The sequence below is a fragment of the Paenibacillus sp. B2(2019) genome (genome assembly GCF_008370385.1).
GTDB lineage: Bacteria > Bacillota > Bacilli > Paenibacillales > Paenibacillaceae > Paenibacillus_AQ.
Genome location: NZ_VTZR01000019.1, coordinates 121,032 through 139,501, shown reverse-complemented (window position 1 = coordinate 139,501; position 18,470 = coordinate 121,032). Strand labels below are relative to the sequence as shown.

At 41.7% G+C, this 18,470-nt stretch carries 14 protein-coding genes and 1 other annotated feature (1 of these 15 only partly in view); of the genes, 8 read left to right on the top strand and 6 right to left on the bottom strand.

The features are described from left to right. Nucleotides 1-144 (top strand) — a binding site (T-box leader) (it extends 118 nt beyond the left edge of the window). Between the two features lie 44 nt (nucleotides 145-188). Both metG and PAENI_RS31865 read left to right on the top strand, forming a co-directional pair. Further along, entirely contained in the window at nucleotides 189-1,835 is a 1,647-nt protein-coding gene (metG, locus tag PAENI_RS16905; RefSeq protein ID WP_149646100.1) for a methionine--tRNA ligase, read from the top strand. 70 nt (nucleotides 1,836-1,905) lie between these two features. Next, nucleotides 1,906-2,052, top strand: a complete 147-nt coding sequence (locus PAENI_RS31865; RefSeq protein WP_179085846.1) for a hypothetical protein — start codon at nucleotides 1,906-1,908, stop codon at nucleotides 2,050-2,052. 257 nt (nucleotides 2,053-2,309) lie between these two features. Here the strand turns inward: PAENI_RS31865 and PAENI_RS16900 are convergent, their stop codons facing one another. Together PAENI_RS16900 and PAENI_RS16895 are read right to left on the bottom strand one after the other, a co-directional pair. After that, complete coding sequence (locus tag PAENI_RS16900; RefSeq protein WP_149646099.1) at nucleotides 2,310-4,757, bottom strand: glycoside hydrolase family 38 N-terminal domain-containing protein; 2,448 nt, start codon at nucleotides 4,755-4,757, stop codon at nucleotides 2,310-2,312. Nucleotides 4,758-4,785: 28 nt separating this feature from the next. Next, the gene (locus tag PAENI_RS16895) at nucleotides 4,786-6,909 is read right to left on the bottom strand and encodes a DUF5054 domain-containing protein (RefSeq protein WP_188114604.1); all 2,124 of its coding nucleotides are present in this window, start codon (nucleotides 6,907-6,909) and stop codon (nucleotides 4,786-4,788) included. A 155-nt stretch (nucleotides 6,910-7,064) separates the two neighbouring features. Here PAENI_RS16895 and PAENI_RS16890 point away from each other — a divergent pair, with 155 nt between their 5' ends. From PAENI_RS16890 to PAENI_RS16865, 6 genes are all read left to right on the top strand, one after another. Continuing rightward, nucleotides 7,065-7,949, top strand: coding sequence for an AraC family transcriptional regulator (locus PAENI_RS16890; RefSeq protein ID WP_076300565.1), 885 nt, complete (start codon nucleotides 7,065-7,067; stop codon nucleotides 7,947-7,949). Between the two features lie 88 nt (nucleotides 7,950-8,037). Next, entirely contained in the window at nucleotides 8,038-8,712 is a 675-nt protein-coding gene (locus tag PAENI_RS16885) for a GntR family transcriptional regulator (RefSeq protein WP_076286268.1), read from the top strand. 130 nt (nucleotides 8,713-8,842) lie between these two features. Next, nucleotides 8,843-9,919 carry a mannonate dehydratase gene (locus PAENI_RS16880; protein WP_149646097.1) on the top strand — a complete coding sequence of 359 codons (1,077 nt, stop codon included), beginning with the start codon at nucleotides 8,843-8,845 and terminating at the stop codon, nucleotides 9,917-9,919. 33 nt (nucleotides 9,920-9,952) lie between these two features. Next, nucleotides 9,953-10,609 (top strand): RraA family protein, encoded by a 657-nt coding sequence (locus tag PAENI_RS16875; RefSeq protein ID WP_179086738.1) that lies wholly within the window; start codon nucleotides 9,953-9,955, stop codon nucleotides 10,607-10,609. Between the two features lies 1 nt (nucleotide 10,610). After that, nucleotides 10,611-11,606: a DUF4432 family protein gene (locus PAENI_RS16870; protein ID WP_149646096.1), complete on the top strand. Its 996-nt coding sequence runs from the start codon at nucleotides 10,611-10,613 to the stop codon at nucleotides 11,604-11,606. A gap of 17 nt (nucleotides 11,607-11,623) precedes the next feature. Next, nucleotides 11,624-12,394, top strand: coding sequence for a glucose 1-dehydrogenase (locus PAENI_RS16865; protein ID WP_149646095.1), 771 nt, complete (start codon nucleotides 11,624-11,626; stop codon nucleotides 12,392-12,394). Nucleotides 12,395-12,837: 443 nt separating this feature from the next. Here the strand turns inward: PAENI_RS16865 and PAENI_RS16860 are convergent, their stop codons facing one another. From PAENI_RS16860 to PAENI_RS16845, 4 genes are all read right to left on the bottom strand, one after another. Continuing rightward, nucleotides 12,838-14,298 carry an ABC transporter substrate-binding protein gene (locus tag PAENI_RS16860; RefSeq protein ID WP_262495634.1) on the bottom strand — a complete coding sequence of 487 codons (1,461 nt, stop codon included), beginning with the start codon at nucleotides 14,296-14,298 and terminating at the stop codon, nucleotides 12,838-12,840. Nucleotides 14,299-14,349: 51 nt separating this feature from the next. Continuing rightward, nucleotides 14,350-15,102 carry a response regulator transcription factor gene (locus tag PAENI_RS16855; protein ID WP_076286262.1) on the bottom strand — a complete coding sequence of 251 codons (753 nt, stop codon included), beginning with the start codon at nucleotides 15,100-15,102 and terminating at the stop codon, nucleotides 14,350-14,352. Next, nucleotides 15,080-16,831, bottom strand: coding sequence for a sensor histidine kinase (locus tag PAENI_RS16850; RefSeq protein ID WP_149646093.1), 1,752 nt, complete (start codon nucleotides 16,829-16,831; stop codon nucleotides 15,080-15,082). Before PAENI_RS16850 ends, PAENI_RS16855 begins: the two co-directional genes overlap by 23 nt. A gap of 138 nt (nucleotides 16,832-16,969) precedes the next feature. Beyond that, a complete protein-coding gene (locus tag PAENI_RS16845; protein ID WP_149646092.1) occupies nucleotides 16,970-18,469 on the bottom strand; it encodes an ABC transporter substrate-binding protein in 1,500 nt (499 codons plus the stop codon). Between the last annotated feature and the right edge of the window lies 1 nt (nucleotide 18,470).

Here is an 18,470-nt window from a genome sequence, read left to right as displayed (position 1 = left end):
TTTGGGTTGTAGGCTGCGCCGGAACCTGCATCCGTTATAGTGCTAGGGTATAAACGTTTATTAACGTCGTACCTGAAGAGGTAAATGTCATGAGGCATTTATAAAATTAGGTGGTAACACGTGAGTAGAACTCTCGTCCTTTGTGGATGGGAGTTTTTTTGTTGTCTAAAAAAAGGAGGAGAAGGTTAATGAGTAATGTGTTTATTGGTGGTGCTTGGCCGTATGCGAATGGATCTTTACATCTTGGAAGATTATCAAGTGTGTTGCCTGGGGATGTGCTGGCACGCTATTTTCGCAGCAAGGGGGATAACGTTTTATATGTGTCAGGCAGCGATTGTCATGGCACACCTGTAGCGGTTCAGGCTGCTAATGAAGGGATCACACCCGAAGCTTTTGCCAGTCGATTCCACGAAGAGTTTCTGCAGTGTTTTGAACAGCTGGGATTTAGTTATGATCTTTATACTCGAACGGATCAACAGCAGCATCATAAGGTTGTGCAAGAGTTGTTTGCGAAGCTACTAGAGAATGGTCATTTATATAAAAAAACCATTGCGCAATGTTACTGTGAGGTGGATCAGCGCTTTTTGCCAGACAGATACGTGGAAGGGACTTGTCCAGTATGTGGCCAGCGGGCGCGTGGAGATCAATGCGATTATTGTTCTACGATTCTAGACCCTGCCGATTTATTGGACAGAGTCTGTAAATTATGTGGGAATACACCGTCAGAACGACCGACAGAACATTTTTATCTTAGCTTATCTAAATTTCAATCTGAATTAACGGAATATGTAGAGGAAGCACAATTTTGGAGAGAAAACGCTATAAAACTGACCAAGCGTTATTTAAAAGAAGAACTGCAGGACCGCGCGGTAACAAGAGACTTATCTTGGGGTGTAGATGTTCCTATAGCTGGATTTGAAGACAAGAAGATTTATGTTTGGATTGAGGCGGTAAGTGGTTATTTATCAGCCAGTAAGCAGTGGGCTGCACAGTCTGGGCGGAGCTGGGAGGATTTTTGGTCAGAGGAACAAGAGGGCATCACCGCTTATTATGTCCATGGTAAAGATAATATTCCTTTTCACACCCTGATATGGCCAGCCGTCTTATTAGGAGCAAGAGAACTACATTTACCGGATCGGATTATATCCAGCGAATATTTAACCCTTGAAGGGCAGAAGTTCTCCACTAGCCGTAATTGGGCAGTCTGGGTACCTGATATTCTAGAGCGGTATCATCCTGACTCTATTCGTTATTTCTTAATTGCCAACGGGCCTGAGAAGCGGGATACGGATTTTTCCTGGAGAGAGTTTATTTATAGTCATAATGGTGAGCTGCTTGGAGCATTTGGTAACTTTGTGAATCGCTCATTGGCTTTTGTAGAGAAGTTTTATGAAGGGATCGTGCCAAGTGGAAAGTTAGATAAGGGGTGGAGCGACAACATTGACCTCTTGTATCTGGAGTCAGGACGCCTAATTGAAGCGGGAGATTTGAAGGATGCGCTCGAGTATATTTTCTTTTATGTACGTAAGGCAAATCAGTATTTTGATCGGCAAAAACCTTGGATTCAGGTAAAAGAAGATCAGGAGTCCTGTGGTTCTACAATATATACATGCGTGCAGATTATAGCTAATTTGGCGAATTTGCTGCATCCGTTTCTACCGTTTTCTTGTGAGAAGATCAGGGGATTCCTATCGCTTGAACTACCGAATTGGAAGCCCCGCTCGGTTCCCCCTTATCAACAGGTAACTGATTTGCAATTGTTGTTTGAACGAATTGATATAAGTCAAATTAAAGAAGAAGAGCAAAGATTAGAACAACAAAAAGTCAATAAATAGGAATGGTTAAGACAAGCTCCGGGCAGGATCCTTAACCCTTTCACGAACTCCAAAAAGAGGAGGTTTCCGAATGGATATCGAATGGATTAATGAGCATTACAAGGAAGCAAATAAAATATTGGACTCTACCCGAGAAGTCTATGAATGGGCTGATTCTCTCTATCCTGACTTCTCAGGTGGACTAAGAGTTAACGTTGGGTATACGCAAGAGATTTAATAGATTTATTATTTTCTACAGAGGTTACTAAAGAATGAACATTTATATAAAAACATCCCTGCTGATTAACCAATAAATTACATCACAGCATAGCAAAAAGGACGCCTTTTTTTGTGGAATCATTTGTACCATCAAATGACTCTGTAACAGAAAGAGGCGACCTCATGTGAAAGTCTAAAATGCTTCCAAATCTTATTCAATCCGTACTTCTCGAGGAAGACTTTGTGATTCGTCTAACTGATAATATGATTATTCTCTTACTTACTTGTTCTCCATGCAAGGATACCCGCGTTCATACTCTTACAAGCCTCTAATGCTACTTCTGACGTATTAAGCTCATCTCCCCAAGCGATGTAGTAACGGAATTCATAGAATCCACCTAGTGTCGCCTTAAAGTTCGTTTCCCAATAATTATTCATGGGCCATGAATAGAGATGGGCTGGATCATGCGCGAGTCCAGGGTGTCCGCTCAATAGTCGATCCTCATAGTCTAAGGAGCCGAGTTGGATGAGCGGTGTATCTGGCATCGCAATGGCAACACCACGTGTGTCACGGACAAAAGCTACACCTTCATCGACACAATAGAAATCTGCTAAGGATCCAGGCAATTGATCAATTCGTGGACGTAAGGCTGCGCCTGTCTTTTCTATCCACAGCGCATCTTGCCCAGCAGCGGGAGCACTCCCAAACGGAAGTGAAATGTACACATTTTCTGGATCCCATACACTTTCCTTATGCATGCGTACGGCTACATCAGCACGTGCGCGATCACCGTATACGGTGACGAGTAAGGAATAGTGACTGCAACCATTCACGCGATATGTCAATTGAACTTTTCCATAAAGGGCACCCTTTTCAACGATATTGACATCAACTAATGCTCCGACAGAGGTTATTGCATCAGCGCCTCTACGATTACGTCCCATCTTACGGCGTACATCATACATGCCAAATTCATTAGGTGCTTCTGTTACGTTGTAGACAGGGGAGAATGCATTGTGATTACGATCAGACCGCAGTAAATCTTGTTGACTGCTCTTGTCAAACCACTTCGTAATCCCTGCCCCGAGTTCCCATTCGATTCGAACGAAAGGTGACTCGATAAATTTAGGCGTCACATGTAGCTTCGGTGGAACCGGAGGAATAATATCCAGCATGCGATCGGATCCAACATAATCGGTTCGATATGCTGTTACGGGCGGATGCTCTTCGATTGCCTTAATCGTCAATTGTACCTTTTGATTAGGCTGCAAAGTTACTGGAATGGTAATGACGACCCCGCGGTGTCCCGTCACCATTTGAGCTTCGTAGACGGTTCCAGTCACTTCATCGATCACTTCAAAGCCATTTTTAAGCTCTGTAATGTACCAGCCCTCCATAATTAATTGGGCATAATCGGTTTGTATAAATTTACTTGGGTTATGCAATTCAAATTTCATAGGACGATCTGGTCCTAATAGTGCATCTCCTTGTGCCTCAAGGATATCGTATAATGCGGTATGGGCAAGTGAACTCGCATTTGCGGCATAAGCTTCTTTACGACAGCCCAGCTCTTGTACGAATGGGTTCCAAGGTTCTGTCACAGAGGAATGGTATCCCCATGTATGTTCAGCAAATAAAGCCAACTCGTACTCAATCGCCTCAAGCCGCTCTTGGTCAACAATCTCACGGGTAGGATCTAATTGCTTCACTTTCGTGTACACGCGTTGCGCCTCTCGGAAGATCTGAACATGCATCGGAGTAGTAGCTGAGCCATCTGTCCACCAATCCGGCCAATCTCCTCGAAAGGTCTCGATCTCATCCGGATGCTCGTTCGCATATGCTCTTAAATCTGTAAAGAAATCATCCAGTGTCGCTGGTTGAATCAAGATCCGATCACCATGCAACGCATTCCAATGGTTTACAAAATCCATTAATGCGGCATTCGGTGAGCCATTATCTGTAGGAAGGCCAGATACCATGACAGGTACTAACGGGAAGGTATAGCCATCTTCAACTAATTGCTCTAAATATCGATCAAACCGCGCTTCAGCGACTTCCAAGGACACGCCTTTTCGCACGTCATGCTCATCACGAATCGTATAGGAACCTCCTATACCAGGAATCAAGCCGAGGTCATTTCCGAACATATAATGCTCGCCACTCCACGTTAGAATTCGATCACCTTTTGGTGTTTCCCACCAGAATGGAATTTGCTTCTTCCATAATGGAAACATGGAGTGATGTGTATGAATACAGGTTATTAAATTCTCGATACCAGCATCGGCCAAGACTTGACTATATCCCCAACCAAAGCCAGTGATGTCTGCAGTCATAGCAGAACGTACCGGGAATTGAATCGATTGACCATAGTCAGTAATCCGTTGAATCATGACGGAGAGCATCTCTTGATTTAATTGCTCGCCGAAATTGAGATAGGTTCCAGATAGACCGATATAGCCTTTTTGTACCGCTTGCGCGAATTCTTCTTTTTCTGTTGGTGTCGCTTTTAAGAGGAAGGATTCAACAGGCCAGAACGTTTCGCATACCCATTTGTAGTCCTTCCAATCCAGGCGAGCACCGCTTTCGATGTCACGTACAATTTGTAACGCTTGCCGAATGTAATTGACATGATACTGCCGGATTTTCTCTTGACGTTCTGTATAGCCAACATCCGTATGGGAATGTTGAATGACGTAAATTTTCCATGGTTTGTGGGTGTTCATTGTAAAGCTCCTCTCAGGTATTTTATGATTAGAGATGAGATTGGAATTTCAGCTTGAAGCGGAATAACGCATCTTCTTCGTACCAAGCCTGGAAATTTGTACCCCAGACATTGTTGTGTAAATTGACATGCATTCCTCCAGTAAGTGAAGCAAATGTATGATCAAATTGCACAAGCCGTGGTTCTCCAGGAGATACAAGCGCGGCATCTAATGTCGTGATATCCACTTGACCGTCCGCTGCCGCATAATACATGCCCTGATCTACCGCATGCAGATTGCGATTTCCCCCTTTAACAACGTCTAGTGGGGAAGTGAGTTGTCCGATTTTATCAAGCTTCCATTGATTTGGATTATTGACGATCGGATTGAAGCTCATCCATGCTGCTTCTGGGAGGCGATATGCATCCTTATGGAACCATTGAAGCTTACATTCTACGGTAGCAGTGTGCTTCTTAAATATATATTCGATGGTCAACTCTCGTGGAGCACCCATTCCTTCACTAGCTGCTCTAGGCATCTTTAACGTAGCAAGGACAACATCCTGTTCTTCTCCACATAATGCTTGCAAGGATAATAGTTTGGGTTTCGTCACGGTATGCATTATCCATTCTTTCGTCAGATCCATACCTGGTTTCCCGAAATCTCCGGTTGCCCATACATGCGTATTTTTCCATCGCACGTGATATTCACGGTACCAAAGATCATAATCCGCTTGGGAGAAAGTCTCATATGAGAATAATCCGATCGGGTTGTTCGGCCCAGCCCACTCTCGATTACGTTGGTCTAGCAAACTGATAATAGAACCGTTATCCTCAAACACGACCTCAAAGACTCCTAAAGTATAGGATTGATCCGTGTACAGGATTGTCGCATCCGCATTAGCAATCTGTGGACGAACCGGTCGTAATGCGGCTAGAGCAGCTCGTGCTTCGATCTGACGTTTTACGCCCAGAGTAGATACGGCATTTTCTAAATATTCCCGTTGCTCTTGCCAAGACTGCTCCATGAGACTAAATGAGCGGGCACTAAGCTTCTCCACGGCTTCCACGCCGAACATCTCGATCATTTCAGCGCGTGAATTTTTTTCGTAAAAACGATATTCAAGTGGGTTTAAGTTCACATCAACCTTGTCTCGAGCTCGTGCTTGCTGAAAATCTTCCTTATCATAATGAATGTAATCTGCCAGATAACGCTTAATATCTACACCCCACGTATGCTCAGGAATCATAATTAATTCATCGCAGAAGTTGTGATATTCCTCGTCGGCTGCAGCAAGAGATCCTTCTAGTAGCCATTTACTCTTTAAGCGAAGTAGTTCACGATAACAAGCTAATTTGTAGGGATCAGTCGAAGATCCATGGATCCAGCTATCCCCAATCTCTTCTTCGACGATCGGTAACGTATCACGAATGGCCCATACCTTCTCGGCATATTGATCCAACGTGGATGCTCTGATATCCGCATGTGGATAGGCCTCACGAAGTTGAGTGAATTCCGCTTTAATTTGTTCAACGGTGGAAGGACCATGATTATCATGCGTATGAGCAAAGTATAAAACATCATTCAAGCTTTCTGTTTCGAAGGTTGTTCCATAATCTTTACTATATTGAACGACGATTTCAGAACCATCTGGATTTCTCCACAAAAACATCTCAGGAACATGAGGAACATGGCTTGATGGGTTTACACCTAAATGAAGATACTTCATACCCGCCTTGGCCATATGTGTAATCAGCGCACGTGTATGACCAGGGACATCCGTCATTTTGGCTGCAATGGTGTGGATACCAAAGCGTTGGTCAAGACGTGTGGCCATTTGAATACCGTAATCTAGAAGCTCGGCATCGTATAATTCGGTATAGGTCGTGAAAGGGAGGCCATGCCATCTTAAATAACCTTTTGCAATAGCTTCCTCTACTTGCTGTTTCTCCTCGGTTGTTCCATGTTTGAGTAAGTGATGAATTAACCAAGAACCCGTTGTCCAAATAAAAGAACCTTGATCAGGATGTTCATCAAAGTACTGTGCTGTTGTGATCGCACTTGGGAAAAATAGTTTCATATAACGATCAGTAACATGTTTAGCGAGATCGGTATATCCGATATCTAAATGTGTCTTGAATACAACATGGATCTGTGGTGTGCTGTGTGGCACGTTTATCACTCCTTATTCGTGTTTACGCTTTCAGTTTAAAACAATTTATATCATTTGACTTTTCAATTTGTATCTAATAGGATCAGAAACATAAATGAGCAAATATACGATTCGGAGTAAGCTAATGTGATCAGAAGAGAGGCAGCGTGTATACGATGACAGACGCTATAAAGAGTGAACGCTGGGTATATTTAATCGATTGGGAAGAGGGTCCTGCAGCCCATGTTAAAGATCTGATCCTTCTGGGATACGACCATTTCAGTAGAGCCATGCCTTTGACAAATCACGTGCACGAAGATGCTTATGAGTTTGTATATATGGAGCAAGGAACCGCAGTGTGGGAAGTTAATGGACAATTTCACCCAACGAGCGCACAGCATATCATTTATACACGACCTGGTGAACGTCACCGTGCTAGTTTTGATTATATTGGGCCATGTAGGATCTGGTGGATCATCGTTCGTGATCCGCTGCAGCATGGTCATTGGTTCGGACTGGATGATGCTGAACGCCAAGTATTTGCACAATGGATACATCGCTGTCCTCGTATTCAGTTGGTTAGCAAGGAAATCGTAGATTATTTCAAAAGGGTCCAACAGTTAATTAACCAGCAGGATACAGAGCTTGTGGAATTTCAGATTCGTCATGGAGTTCTGGAAATTCTACAACGCATTTTGCATAACACTCCACTCAAAGCGCAGTCGCATGATATGCACGCGTATACGCTGGAGCTTAAGACAAGACTGGAACAGAATCCATCTGAACGCTATACGATAGGACAGCTTGCGTCGGAGATTGGTTTAAGTGAGTCGCACTTTTACCGTATATTTCGTGAAATGAACGGACAATCACCAACAGCGTTTATGGATCGGATTCGAATGGACTGTGCTTGTCGTATGTTAGAGGAATCGAAGGTGAGCATAACGGATGTTGCTATGGAGCTTGGGTTTAAGACGAGCCAACATTTCGCGACGGTCTTCAAGAAATTAATTGGTGTAACGCCGAAGGCATGGCGCACACATTCGAAAGTCTGCAATTAAGTATTGAATTTCTGTAAGATGCATCTTATAATGATTAAATCTAATATCTGATATTTCAGTTTAAACTTGAATCAATTGGAGTTGTCCTATGAATGTAAAAATTGAACGACTAGATTTAAATGAGCAAGTGTACCAAATTTTGAAGAATCAAATCCTTACGCGGGAATATAAAGGTGGTGCACGACTGGATCTCAATGATTTAAGTGAGAAGATGGGGGTTAGTAAAACTCCTGTGAAGCTTGCGATCCATCGATTGGCGAATGATGGACTTATTGAAGTCGTATCACGGTCAGGTACCTATGTGAGTCAATTAACGAGTGGGCGAATCGCTGAAGTGATGGATGCTCGCATCATGATTGAGAAATGGTGCATAGAACACCTATCGCAGGAAGATCGTGAGCATCTTGTTACGAAATTAACAGAGTTTGTGGAGCGTGCAAGTACCCATCTGAATAGTCCCCAATTTTTGTATGAACAATTTCTAGAAGCAGATGTTCTGTTTCATAAAGCTATTGTGACGATGAGCCATAATCAGTTAATTCTAAATCAATATGAGCTCTTAAATAGCTTTCTGTATATTTCACGTATATTTCATTTCCAGAACTTCGATCGATCTAATGAAGGTTTGCTAGAGCACGAGCAGATTATTGAGGAAATAAAGCAAGATCGCCTGGAACAAGCGACTCATTTACTCGTGTCGCACTTGGAGAAGAGTAAGAAACACATGATGTTTCTAATAGAAGAGAATGGTGGGGCAATCTAAACTGACTGGTATTTCCTGCACAAACGCTATTCGCTTCTAAAAGGACGACGTAGTCGTTTATGCTTGTTTAAACTGATATTTCAGATTTTAGATTGGAGGATCTAACCAAGCATGTAAAGGAGCAAAAGAAATGCGATTAGGTATTGGTTTATATCGTCATATGTTACATACAGATTATTATCGATTTGCGAAACAGGCAGGCTGTGAGGCGGTTGTTGTCCATCTCGTAAATTATTATGGAGATATTGATGATGAGGGACTTCCTTCAACAGATGGGCAACGAAATTATGGTGTAGCACGCTTAAATGACCCAATCTGGGAATATGAGAATCTTGTGAAATTAAAAGAAGAGCTCAATCAAGAAGGACTTGAATTCGCAGCGATTGAAAATTTTAATCCATCGGATTGGTATGATGTGTTACTTGCTGGCCCAAAACGAGAAGAACAAATTGAACAGATTAAGCAGATCATCCGGAATGTAGGTCGAGCAGGGATTCCTGTAATTGGATATAACTTCAGTATTGCTGGTGTGTGGGGACATATTCAAAAGCCATCTGCACGAGGAGGAGCGCTAACATCGACGTTTCATCCTGACAGCAATGAGTTAAATCATCCAATCCCACTGGGTCAGGTATGGAATATGACGTATGACGCGAGTTTGTTAGATAAGGGATATCTCTCACCAACCTCGGAGCAAGAAATATGGGATCGTTTGGCCTATTTTCTAGAACGTGTTCTACCTGTTGCGGAAGAAGCTGGGGTTAAATTAGCATTACATCCAGATGATCCGCCGATGCCGCAAATCCGTCAGCATGCTCGATTAGTGAATGAGCCTGATAAATATCAGAAAATGATAGACCTTGTTCCTAGCCAAAGTAATTCGATTGAGTTCTGTATGGGCTCTATTCAAGAAATGGTGAGTGGAGATGTGTATGAAGCGATTGATCAATATGCTTCACAGGATAAAATTTCATATGTTCATTTTCGTAATGTTAAAGGGAAGGTGCCTCATTACACAGAGGTTTTTGTCGATGAAGGTGATATTGATATGTTGAAAGCATTACGTGTATTGAAGAAGCATCAGTTTACAGGTGTACTTATACCCGACCATACGCCACTAATGACTTGTGATGCGCCTTGGCATGCGGGGATGGCGTATGCGTTAGGTTATATGCGTGCCATTATGCGTCAAGTTGAACAAGAATAAGAGCATAAATATTATAGAAAAGGGATGAATCTTATGAAAAATCAAGCCTATTTAGATCAATTGCAAGAAAAACTATATTCTGCCGTCATATCTGATATTTTGGATAGTCTAGAGCTACGTAATCAGGCATTACCACAGCATATTCGTCCCCTAGACCCGGATATGGTCGTATGCGGTTACGCCAAAACAGTCCAAGTAGCAGACGTCTATCGAAAACCGGCTCAAGCCTATAAAAAGCAAATTGAAGTGCTAGATGGTATGCAGCCTGGTGAAGTTTTTGTTGGTGATGTCGGGGGTTCCGAGCGCTCTGCCTTCTTCGGTGAGTTAATGTCCGCAGCTACGAAGGTGGCTGGAGGTAGAGGTGCTGTTATTGATGGCCTGTGCCGTGATGTAAAGAAAATCAAACAACTAGGCTTCCCTGTGTTTGTAAAAGGGACGCGTCCAACCGATTCTTATGCCCGCAATGAGGTGATTGATTTTGATGTACCGATCAAAATTGGTGACGTACAGATACAGCCAGGTGATCTTATTTTCGGAGATATAGATGGTATTGTTGTCGTTCCGAAGGATGTCGAGGATGAAGTCATTGCAAAAGCATTCGAGAAGGTGAACGGAGAGAATATGGTTCGTGAGCATATTTTGAAGGGGATGAAAGTATCCGAGGTATTTGAGAAGTTCGGGATCCTGTAATATGGACATTCGGACCATTTCAAACCCTGGTCACATGGACGTGTTACAGGTCGTGGGAGACGGATTAATTGTAGAGTTTCTGCCAGAGAAAGGTGGAGATATCTATAAAATTTGTATTGATCGTACGAATATATTATGGGAAAGCCCTTGGGGAATCTCCAAGCTAGGGAATCGCATCGATTTCTGTCATACGTCCAAGGAGCGCTGGTTACAAAGCTACCCGGGGGGCTGGCAAATTTTATTCCCCAATGCAGGGGATGATAGCTATAACTATGGAGTTATGCATAATTTTCACGGCGAGGCTTGTCAGGTACCCTGGACATATAAGCTCGGAGAAGTAACGGATACAAAGGTTCAGATTATATTCTCCACACTACTCTATAAATCACCTTTTGCGATGGAGCGAATTGTAACGATAGACGAAGTAGAGCAGTGCATTGAGTTGAAGGAATCCGTTACGAATCAGGGGCAGCAAGCTTTGTATGCCGAATGGGGACAGCATATCGCGTTCGGTGCGCCATTCATTGGACCTGGAACACGGCTTGAAGCACCTGCGAGATCGGTCGAATCGTATGAGCGGGATTCGGAATTATCTCGTTTGAAAAAAGGTGTATTTTCATGGCCGATCGAAGATATGAGTTGTGATCTAGGACATGTTCCTTCAGGAAAGGCTACAGATTTTGCGATTCTAAAAGAGTTGACGATGGGATGCTATACGATTATAAATGATAAAATGGATTTACGTGTTCGTGTAAAATGGGATGTAGACACGATGCCAAACCTGTGGTTGTGGCAAGAATTTAATGGTCTTCAAGACTATCCATTCTACGGGGCCTGTTATGTCATGGGTGTAGAACCAAATTCGGCTTCACATGAAGCGGGGTTACAGGAATCGATCCAACGTGGTGAAGCCATTGAGATCAAGGCGCAGCAGACAAAGACATTTGCATTGAAATTATCATGGAGTAGCTCGATGAATGGAAGTCATACGACGTAGTGTAAGGAGATGTTCCTATGTTTGACGATTTACAGGGAAAGGTATTTATTGTCACAGGTGCAGCGCAAGGCATTGGTAGAGGGATCGCGCTTCGCTTGGGCAAAGAAAAATGTAAAGTCGTTATCAATTTTACGAGTGATCAAAGTAAAGCTTTAGCCGAGGAAGCGATTGCGCTCATTGAAGCCTCAGGCGGGCAAGCTGTTGCGTGCCAAGGTGATGTAGGACAAGTGGATACCGCCAATAAATTAGTTGATGTGGCGGTAGGTCATTTCGGAACATTACATGGAATTGTTAATAATGCAGGGGTACAGTCTCAATATCCATCAGAGCGATTACCTATAGATGAGTGGAATCGGATCATGGATGTGAATCTGCGCGGAACATTCCTAGGGTGCCAAGAAACGATCAAATATCTACTGAAGAAAGATATGCAGGGAAGTATTGTGAATGTAACGAGCGTGCATCAACAGATTCCTAAGTCTCAATATGTACATTATGCTTCGTCCAAAGGTGGGTTAAAGCTATTAACGGAATCATTAGCACGTGAATATGCCGATCGAGGAATTCGGATTAATGCCGTTGCTCCTGGAGCGATTGATACGCCTATGAACGGTAAATTACTCAGTGATCCGCAGATTACTGAACAAATATTGAACAAAATTCCTTCACGTCAAATTGGAACACCGGAACAAATTGCTGCACCTGTAGCTTGGTTACTGTCTCAAGAAGCAAGCTATGTGACGGGAGTTACGATATTTGCTGATGGTGGAATGGTCCTGTATCCGTAGAGTATTTGATGAATATGGATGTGAAAAAGAGGCTGTCCCAAAAGCCATAGAAATGGCTACTTGGGACAGCTTTGATTTTAACTAGGATTAACGTCATCGCTCCGCTTTTCCACAATCAGTCCGTTCTCTTCACTGTTTAAGCGGAAATAGTCTCTTCAATCTAAAAAACCTAACAAAAAAATCGCTCGTTTTGGTAAAATGGAGGTACCACCCAACCATTTTCAAAGGAGCGATTTTTATTTAATTTAATCCTCCAACCTTTTCTTTAACATCTGTTCATCGTCTTTAACATAATTGCACTGTTCACACTTTTTAATCGCAGCGTTATTCCTTCTACCAGTCAGAACCTTCATACTATTGATTTTACCACTTATCTCTGCTACGGCAACCAATTCGTTAGTCTAGAAAGTTCTTCAGCATCGGTTAAAGATGCTAACCTCACCTTACTTGGATTGATGCTTCTGCCAAGTATTTAACTGCGCTTGAATGGCTTTGCGTACGTCGTCAATACCTGCTTCGTGTAACTCTTGATTGAATTTAGGCAGAAAGGTATCGACATCGACACTGCCGGTCATGAGAATCGGATAATATTTATTCCAGACGATTTCGATCTCATCGACTTGCTCAGATAGCGAGGAAAGGTCTGGATTAAAGCCGAGTACTTTAGATTCCACCACTTTAGCATTGTACGCTCTGTATTGTTCCCATTTATCTAGCGGATCAGGATATTTTCCACCAAGTGTTTTTAAGATAAACCAATTGCCTTGTGTATACTGTATCCCAGTATAATTTGGTGAAATGAGGATAACCTGGCCCACTTTGTTTAAATTGTAATGGACTCCTTCGATCCCATAGTTGAATAAATTACGTAATTCGGGATCGGTATTTAATAAATTTAGAAATTTAATACTTTCCTCCGGATGCTTCGTATTTGCATTTACAGTCATCATGCCGCCAAGAACGGATTCTGTCGTTGCCACTTCTTGTGTTACCGGATGAGCGACCACTTGATAGCCCAGATCCTTACTCCAAACACTCTCGGATAGCGGGCCTCCGCTTGCGGATTTCCAGAAAACTTTCAACCCGCGTTGAAGTGAACTTGGTTCACGCAGCGCAGCATCTTTATTAATGAAACCAAGTTGATAGTATCGTCGAACGGTCTTTAAAATTTGTTTGGCTACATCCGTTTCGAAAATATTGACGATCGAAGCATTTGATTGTGTCGATTGAATCATTAATGGAATTTTATAGTTCGTTATATATTCATATCCATACATCTTAAAGAAATTATGAGCATCCCGGTTAAATTCCATGGGCAAGTAATCGGGCTCATTTATTTGAATCATACGTAACAGTGGCTCTAGCGATTCTAGCGTGTTGTATTTCGTAATATCAATGTGATATTTCTTTACAAGGTCAGCGGGATACATCCAATGCTCAACTACGGCTAATTCTTTATTCGTCGGTATGCCGTAAATGCTGCCATCAGGTAAACGGACACCTTTCCAGAAGATTGGATCAATTGCATTATACATGTCCTTGCCTTGGTTCATTAAATAGTCATTCAGCTTCAACCACTTTCCCTGTTTTGCATACGTAGAGTAATCCGGCGCAAAGGCAATATCAAAGGGGGTATCGGATGAAATAATTGTATTTAATCGGCTATCGTATTCTTGCCAGCCAATTTTGTTATAGGTGATCGTAATGCCGATTTTACGCAAAAGGACTTCATTTATTTTGTCATTCACCTTACGTAGATCATTGTCCGGCTCGCCGATCGTATAATAAATAAGGTTAACGGGCGTTTCATTATTAGATATTGGAGCCTCTGTATGTTTGGTGCAACCGATTAATTGAATGATTAGTAATAGAAAAAGGCCAAAGATAAACCAACGTTTATACATGACATGCATCTCCTTGACTCGTTCTTGGTAGCAAATCGTTGTCTAACTTTTTTAGCGCAGATCGGAAGGAGATTTTCCGTAATAGCTATGGAAATGTGTGTAGAAATAATTCATATTATTATATCCGACTGAACATGCGATCCAATGGATTTTCTCATTCGTGGTCTGGATAAGCTCTTTAGCACGTTGCATGCGATACAGCATTAAATATTCGGAAAGCTTCATATTCGTTTCTTTAATGAACAATTGCCCGAGATAGGTGCTATTCATTTGAAAACGATCGGCGACAGATTTTAAGGTAATATTCTGATTAAAATCTTCTCTGACCATGAGCAAAATGCGATTTACTAGCTTCGATAACGAATCGTAAGGAACACCCATGACTGGATCCAAGTGGGCAGTGCTCGTCTGTGGATCCCCAATGCTACCATGAAGATCGTCAACAATTATTTTCTCGATAACTTGCTGGAGCTTTTCTTTCTCTAATGGCTTTAATAAATAATCTTTGACCCCACATCGGATAGCCTGTTGAGCGTAGCTAAAATCACTATACCCGCTCATAATTATATATTTCGTAGGAAGTTGAACTTCATTGAGTTGTCGAATGGCATCATAACCAAGATTTTTACCAATACATACATCAAAAATAGCGATATCAGGAATTAATTGTACGGCTCTGGATACAGCAGCATCCGTCGAAACACAGGTTTCGACATAATCAAATCCATAGTGCTTCCAATCTAGAATTCGTTTCATGCCTTCTAAAATTTGTGGCTCGTCATCAACGATTAAAAGTTTGTACATCTCTAGTCACCTCTTTAGAAATCTGTACAGAAATCCTTACGCCTGCTTCATCATTATTCTCAATGTGCATTGAAAAACCTTCATCATAGTAAAAGTTCAATCTTGCATAAACATTATATAAACCAATACTCTTGGTCGATATTTCATGTTTACTAGACAGTATTCGTCGTATATCGGCTAAGCGTTCTTCCTCAATCCACACCCCGTTATCAATAAATTCCAATCTGTAGTAATGCTCATCTTCGCTACCCTTGACGACAAATAAATTAAATTCTTTCTCTTTGTCAAAGCCATGAATGAAAAAGTTCTCCGCCAAAGGCTGCATCCAAAACTTAATGGTGGGTACATGGAGTAACGAATCTTCCATATCAATCTGGTAATAAAAGTGGTCAGGATACTTGAACTCCATAATTTTTAAATATTTTTCGAGTAGCTCTAACTCGCTTCCAATAGAGATAATGTTCTCTTTTTTTACCATTTCACGATAAAGGGCACCTAAGGTAGCAATCGCATCGGCTGTATGCGCATCTTGATTGACTAATGCGGTAGAACGAATGACCTCCAAGGTGTTATATAGAAAATGAGGATTAATTTGATGCTGTAGCGCTTTCATTTCAGCTTCTTGCTGTTTCAATTTTAGCAAATATTCATTACGAATATGTTTATCTAACTTGTGAATCATGTCATCCACTTCACGTGCAATCATACCATATTCATTTCGACGATAGCGTGCAGGTTTGTTTGGAGTGAAGTTCGCTGTCTTCACGCGTTTTATAGACTGAATAATACGGTGCAGGAATCGTGCGTCATCTCGCAGGTTATAGACAACGAGTAAAAGAACACAGATCATGGCTGTTAAAATAACTAGAAATAATAAAATAAGCGTAGACGCATGCTGCTGAACCAATACCTTTAATTCAATGGTGCTAACAAACTTATAATTAAATTTGGTAGATGGGAAAGTGACATAGAAAATGGGAGACATCCAGTTTTTTAGTATTACACCATGCGTATTTTTATTGGCAATGGCCTGCTGAATAATCTGCTCAGACATTGGATTGTCGTTGCCGATCAGATACACTTCTCCTGATTCATTAATCGCTGCTGCATGGCCAAGCTGATAATTATTAACGATGCTAAAAATTCGCTCACTGCTAATTTGAAAGCGAATTTCGGCGGAACCCTCCGCAAGCTGAAGCAATTTTTTGCGATATACAAACCCCCGTTGATTATTCTCAGTAAACATAAGATCATCATTGGATAGACCAAACTGGAAGTGGGGAATGCCATTACTATTAAAGTCTATAACATTGCCTTGCTTCACTGTATGAACACTAATTTGTGTAATATCTCCTTGCGCCCAATTGTACAGATAAGTTTTCACATCTTCAGGAAAAGAGATAAGCGGTCGTTGATTGAATGTACTGTTCTTTAATCGTTTAGTAAGATACTCATCAATGGTTGGACTCAGAAAATAGCTAGCATCGTTCATCAAATCTTGATTTGAATAAATACGCTGCATATAAGCTTCAATACGATCTGCGTCATTCTGTAAGTTGTTCTCTGTGCGAGAAAAGGCATTTGCAGCCTCGATGCGGGCATTACCAACGGACTGATTGATGACGATGGCACTGGTTAGTGCCCCTAACGTCAGTCCGATTAACAGAATGAATATCACATAGGTCCAAAATTTACTACGATAAATTTTAATGCGCAGAAACGTATTCATGTGGCACCTCAATACATGTTGGTTGTAATTGAATATAGTACAAAAGGATCTATATAATCAATTACAACTTGCCTATTCTACAACAAAAGCACATGGTATAGTTGTCAAACTATACCATGTGTCGTATTGGTGTATGGCTTACTTGAAATAATTATCGATTTCTTCCTGCGCTTTTTGAATTATTTTATCCAGTCCGGCTTTTTTCAATTCGTCTAACATTTTTGGTACAATCTTCTCTGGGTCAGAAGCACCTGTTAGCAATTCGTATTTATATTTATCAAATGTAGATTGTGCGTTCGCAACTTCTGTCTGAATTTCGCTGATATCGAGTGCGAAGCCTAGAACAGTGGAGGCTACAGCTTGTTCATTTAATTTCTTCACTTGGTCCCATTGATCTTCAGGTGCGCCTTTGGTTATAGCCATATTGAAGAAGGTACCTTGTGAGTAAGCAGCTAGCGGCCATGTATCCGATGTGCGCTCGATAACGTTATCTTTACCATCTACATATTTGAAATCAACGCCTTCTTCACCAAATGCTAGCATATTACGGAGCTTTGAATCTGTGTTTACTAATTGCAGATATTTCAAAGCTTCATTTTTGTACTTGGAATTCGCAGAGATTGCGTTTAAGGAGCCTTGAATTGTACTTGTCGTATAAAGAGGACCAAATGTTTTGTTCATAACAAATTTTTCTACGCCCGCATTGATTTGCATCGCGATCTCTGCACCTGGGAAGGCTTGTTGCGTACCAAATGGGTTATATTTTTCTTTTTCTGTTTTGGTTGGAGCATCTGGGTTGATGATTCCATCCTGATACCATTTATGAAGCAATTTCAAATTTGCCATGACATCAGGCTGTTCAAAAACGGAGATCACCTTGCGAGAAGGATCATCTACTTTTACACCTACAGGGAAGAATCCTAGCGTTAAATCATCATAGTTATTGAACATTCCGGAGAAGGCTTCACTTTGAATAAGTCGTAGTGGGTAGAAGCTTTTTCCTTCACCAGCTTTTATATCATGAAGTGGCTTATCTAAATCTTGCATCGATGTAATGTTCTGGTAATCGATGTTGTATTTCTGTACGAGCTTGTCATCATAGCTCCAATATTGAGAAACAGATGAGTCTTTATAGGTTGGTACTGCGTAGTATTTCCCGCCAACTTTTGTGCCATCCCATACTTCGGACGGAATGGATTTGTACAGATCAGGGGCTTCGCTTTGGACTAAATCCGTGATGTCCGTAAGAGCGCCCATCGCGACTTGTTTACTGTACTTCGTGTTATTCGTGAACATCATGTCGAATGGTTCACCTGTGTTCACAATGGTGTTCATCTTCGTATCCCATTCGCCCCAGCTGGCTACGCGAAGATCAACTTTTACCCCGATTTTCTCCGCAGTATATTCATTCATCTTGTCAATCGCTTTACTATAGTTCGCAGGAAGTGGCGTATTACCGATCTGCCACCATACCAGGGTCGGAATATCCTTTTTACCTGCTGCTTCTGTTGATGTAGAGTTGTTTGTTGGTTCATTCGTCGATGAAGCCGAGTTGTTGGAACTACCGCATGCTGCTAAGGCGGATCCCATTAATGTCAGAATACAGAGTGTTGAGGCAATCTTGAAGATTTTCTTCACT

Excerpts from the sequence above, each read along its gene's own strand:
- metG (WP_149646100.1), top strand. The coding sequence starts at position 189 with ATGAGTAATGTGTTTATTGGTGGTGCTTGGCCGTATGCGAATGGATCT.
- PAENI_RS31865 (WP_179085846.1), top strand. The coding sequence starts at position 1,906 with ATGGATATCGAATGGATTAATGAGCATTACAAGGAAGCAAATAAAATA.
- PAENI_RS16900 (WP_149646099.1), bottom strand. The coding sequence starts at position 4,757 with ATGAACACCCACAAACCATGGAAAATTTACGTCATTCAACATTCCCAT.
- PAENI_RS16890 (WP_076300565.1), top strand. The coding sequence starts at position 7,065 with ATGACAGACGCTATAAAGAGTGAACGCTGGGTATATTTAATCGATTGG.
- PAENI_RS16885 (WP_076286268.1), top strand. The coding sequence starts at position 8,038 with ATGAATGTAAAAATTGAACGACTAGATTTAAATGAGCAAGTGTACCAA.
- PAENI_RS16880 (WP_149646097.1), top strand. The coding sequence starts at position 8,843 with ATGCGATTAGGTATTGGTTTATATCGTCATATGTTACATACAGATTAT.
- PAENI_RS16875 (WP_179086738.1), top strand. The coding sequence starts at position 9,953 with ATGAAAAATCAAGCCTATTTAGATCAATTGCAAGAAAAACTATATTCT.
- PAENI_RS16870 (WP_149646096.1), top strand. The coding sequence starts at position 10,611 with ATGGACATTCGGACCATTTCAAACCCTGGTCACATGGACGTGTTACAG.
- PAENI_RS16865 (WP_149646095.1), top strand. The coding sequence starts at position 11,624 with ATGTTTGACGATTTACAGGGAAAGGTATTTATTGTCACAGGTGCAGCG.
- PAENI_RS16860 (WP_262495634.1), bottom strand. The coding sequence starts at position 14,298 with ATGTATAAACGTTGGTTTATCTTTGGCCTTTTTCTATTACTAATCATT.
- PAENI_RS16855 (WP_076286262.1), bottom strand. The coding sequence starts at position 15,102 with ATGTACAAACTTTTAATCGTTGATGACGAGCCACAAATTTTAGAAGGC.
- PAENI_RS16850 (WP_149646093.1), bottom strand. The coding sequence starts at position 16,831 with ATGAATACGTTTCTGCGCATTAAAATTTATCGTAGTAAATTTTGGACC.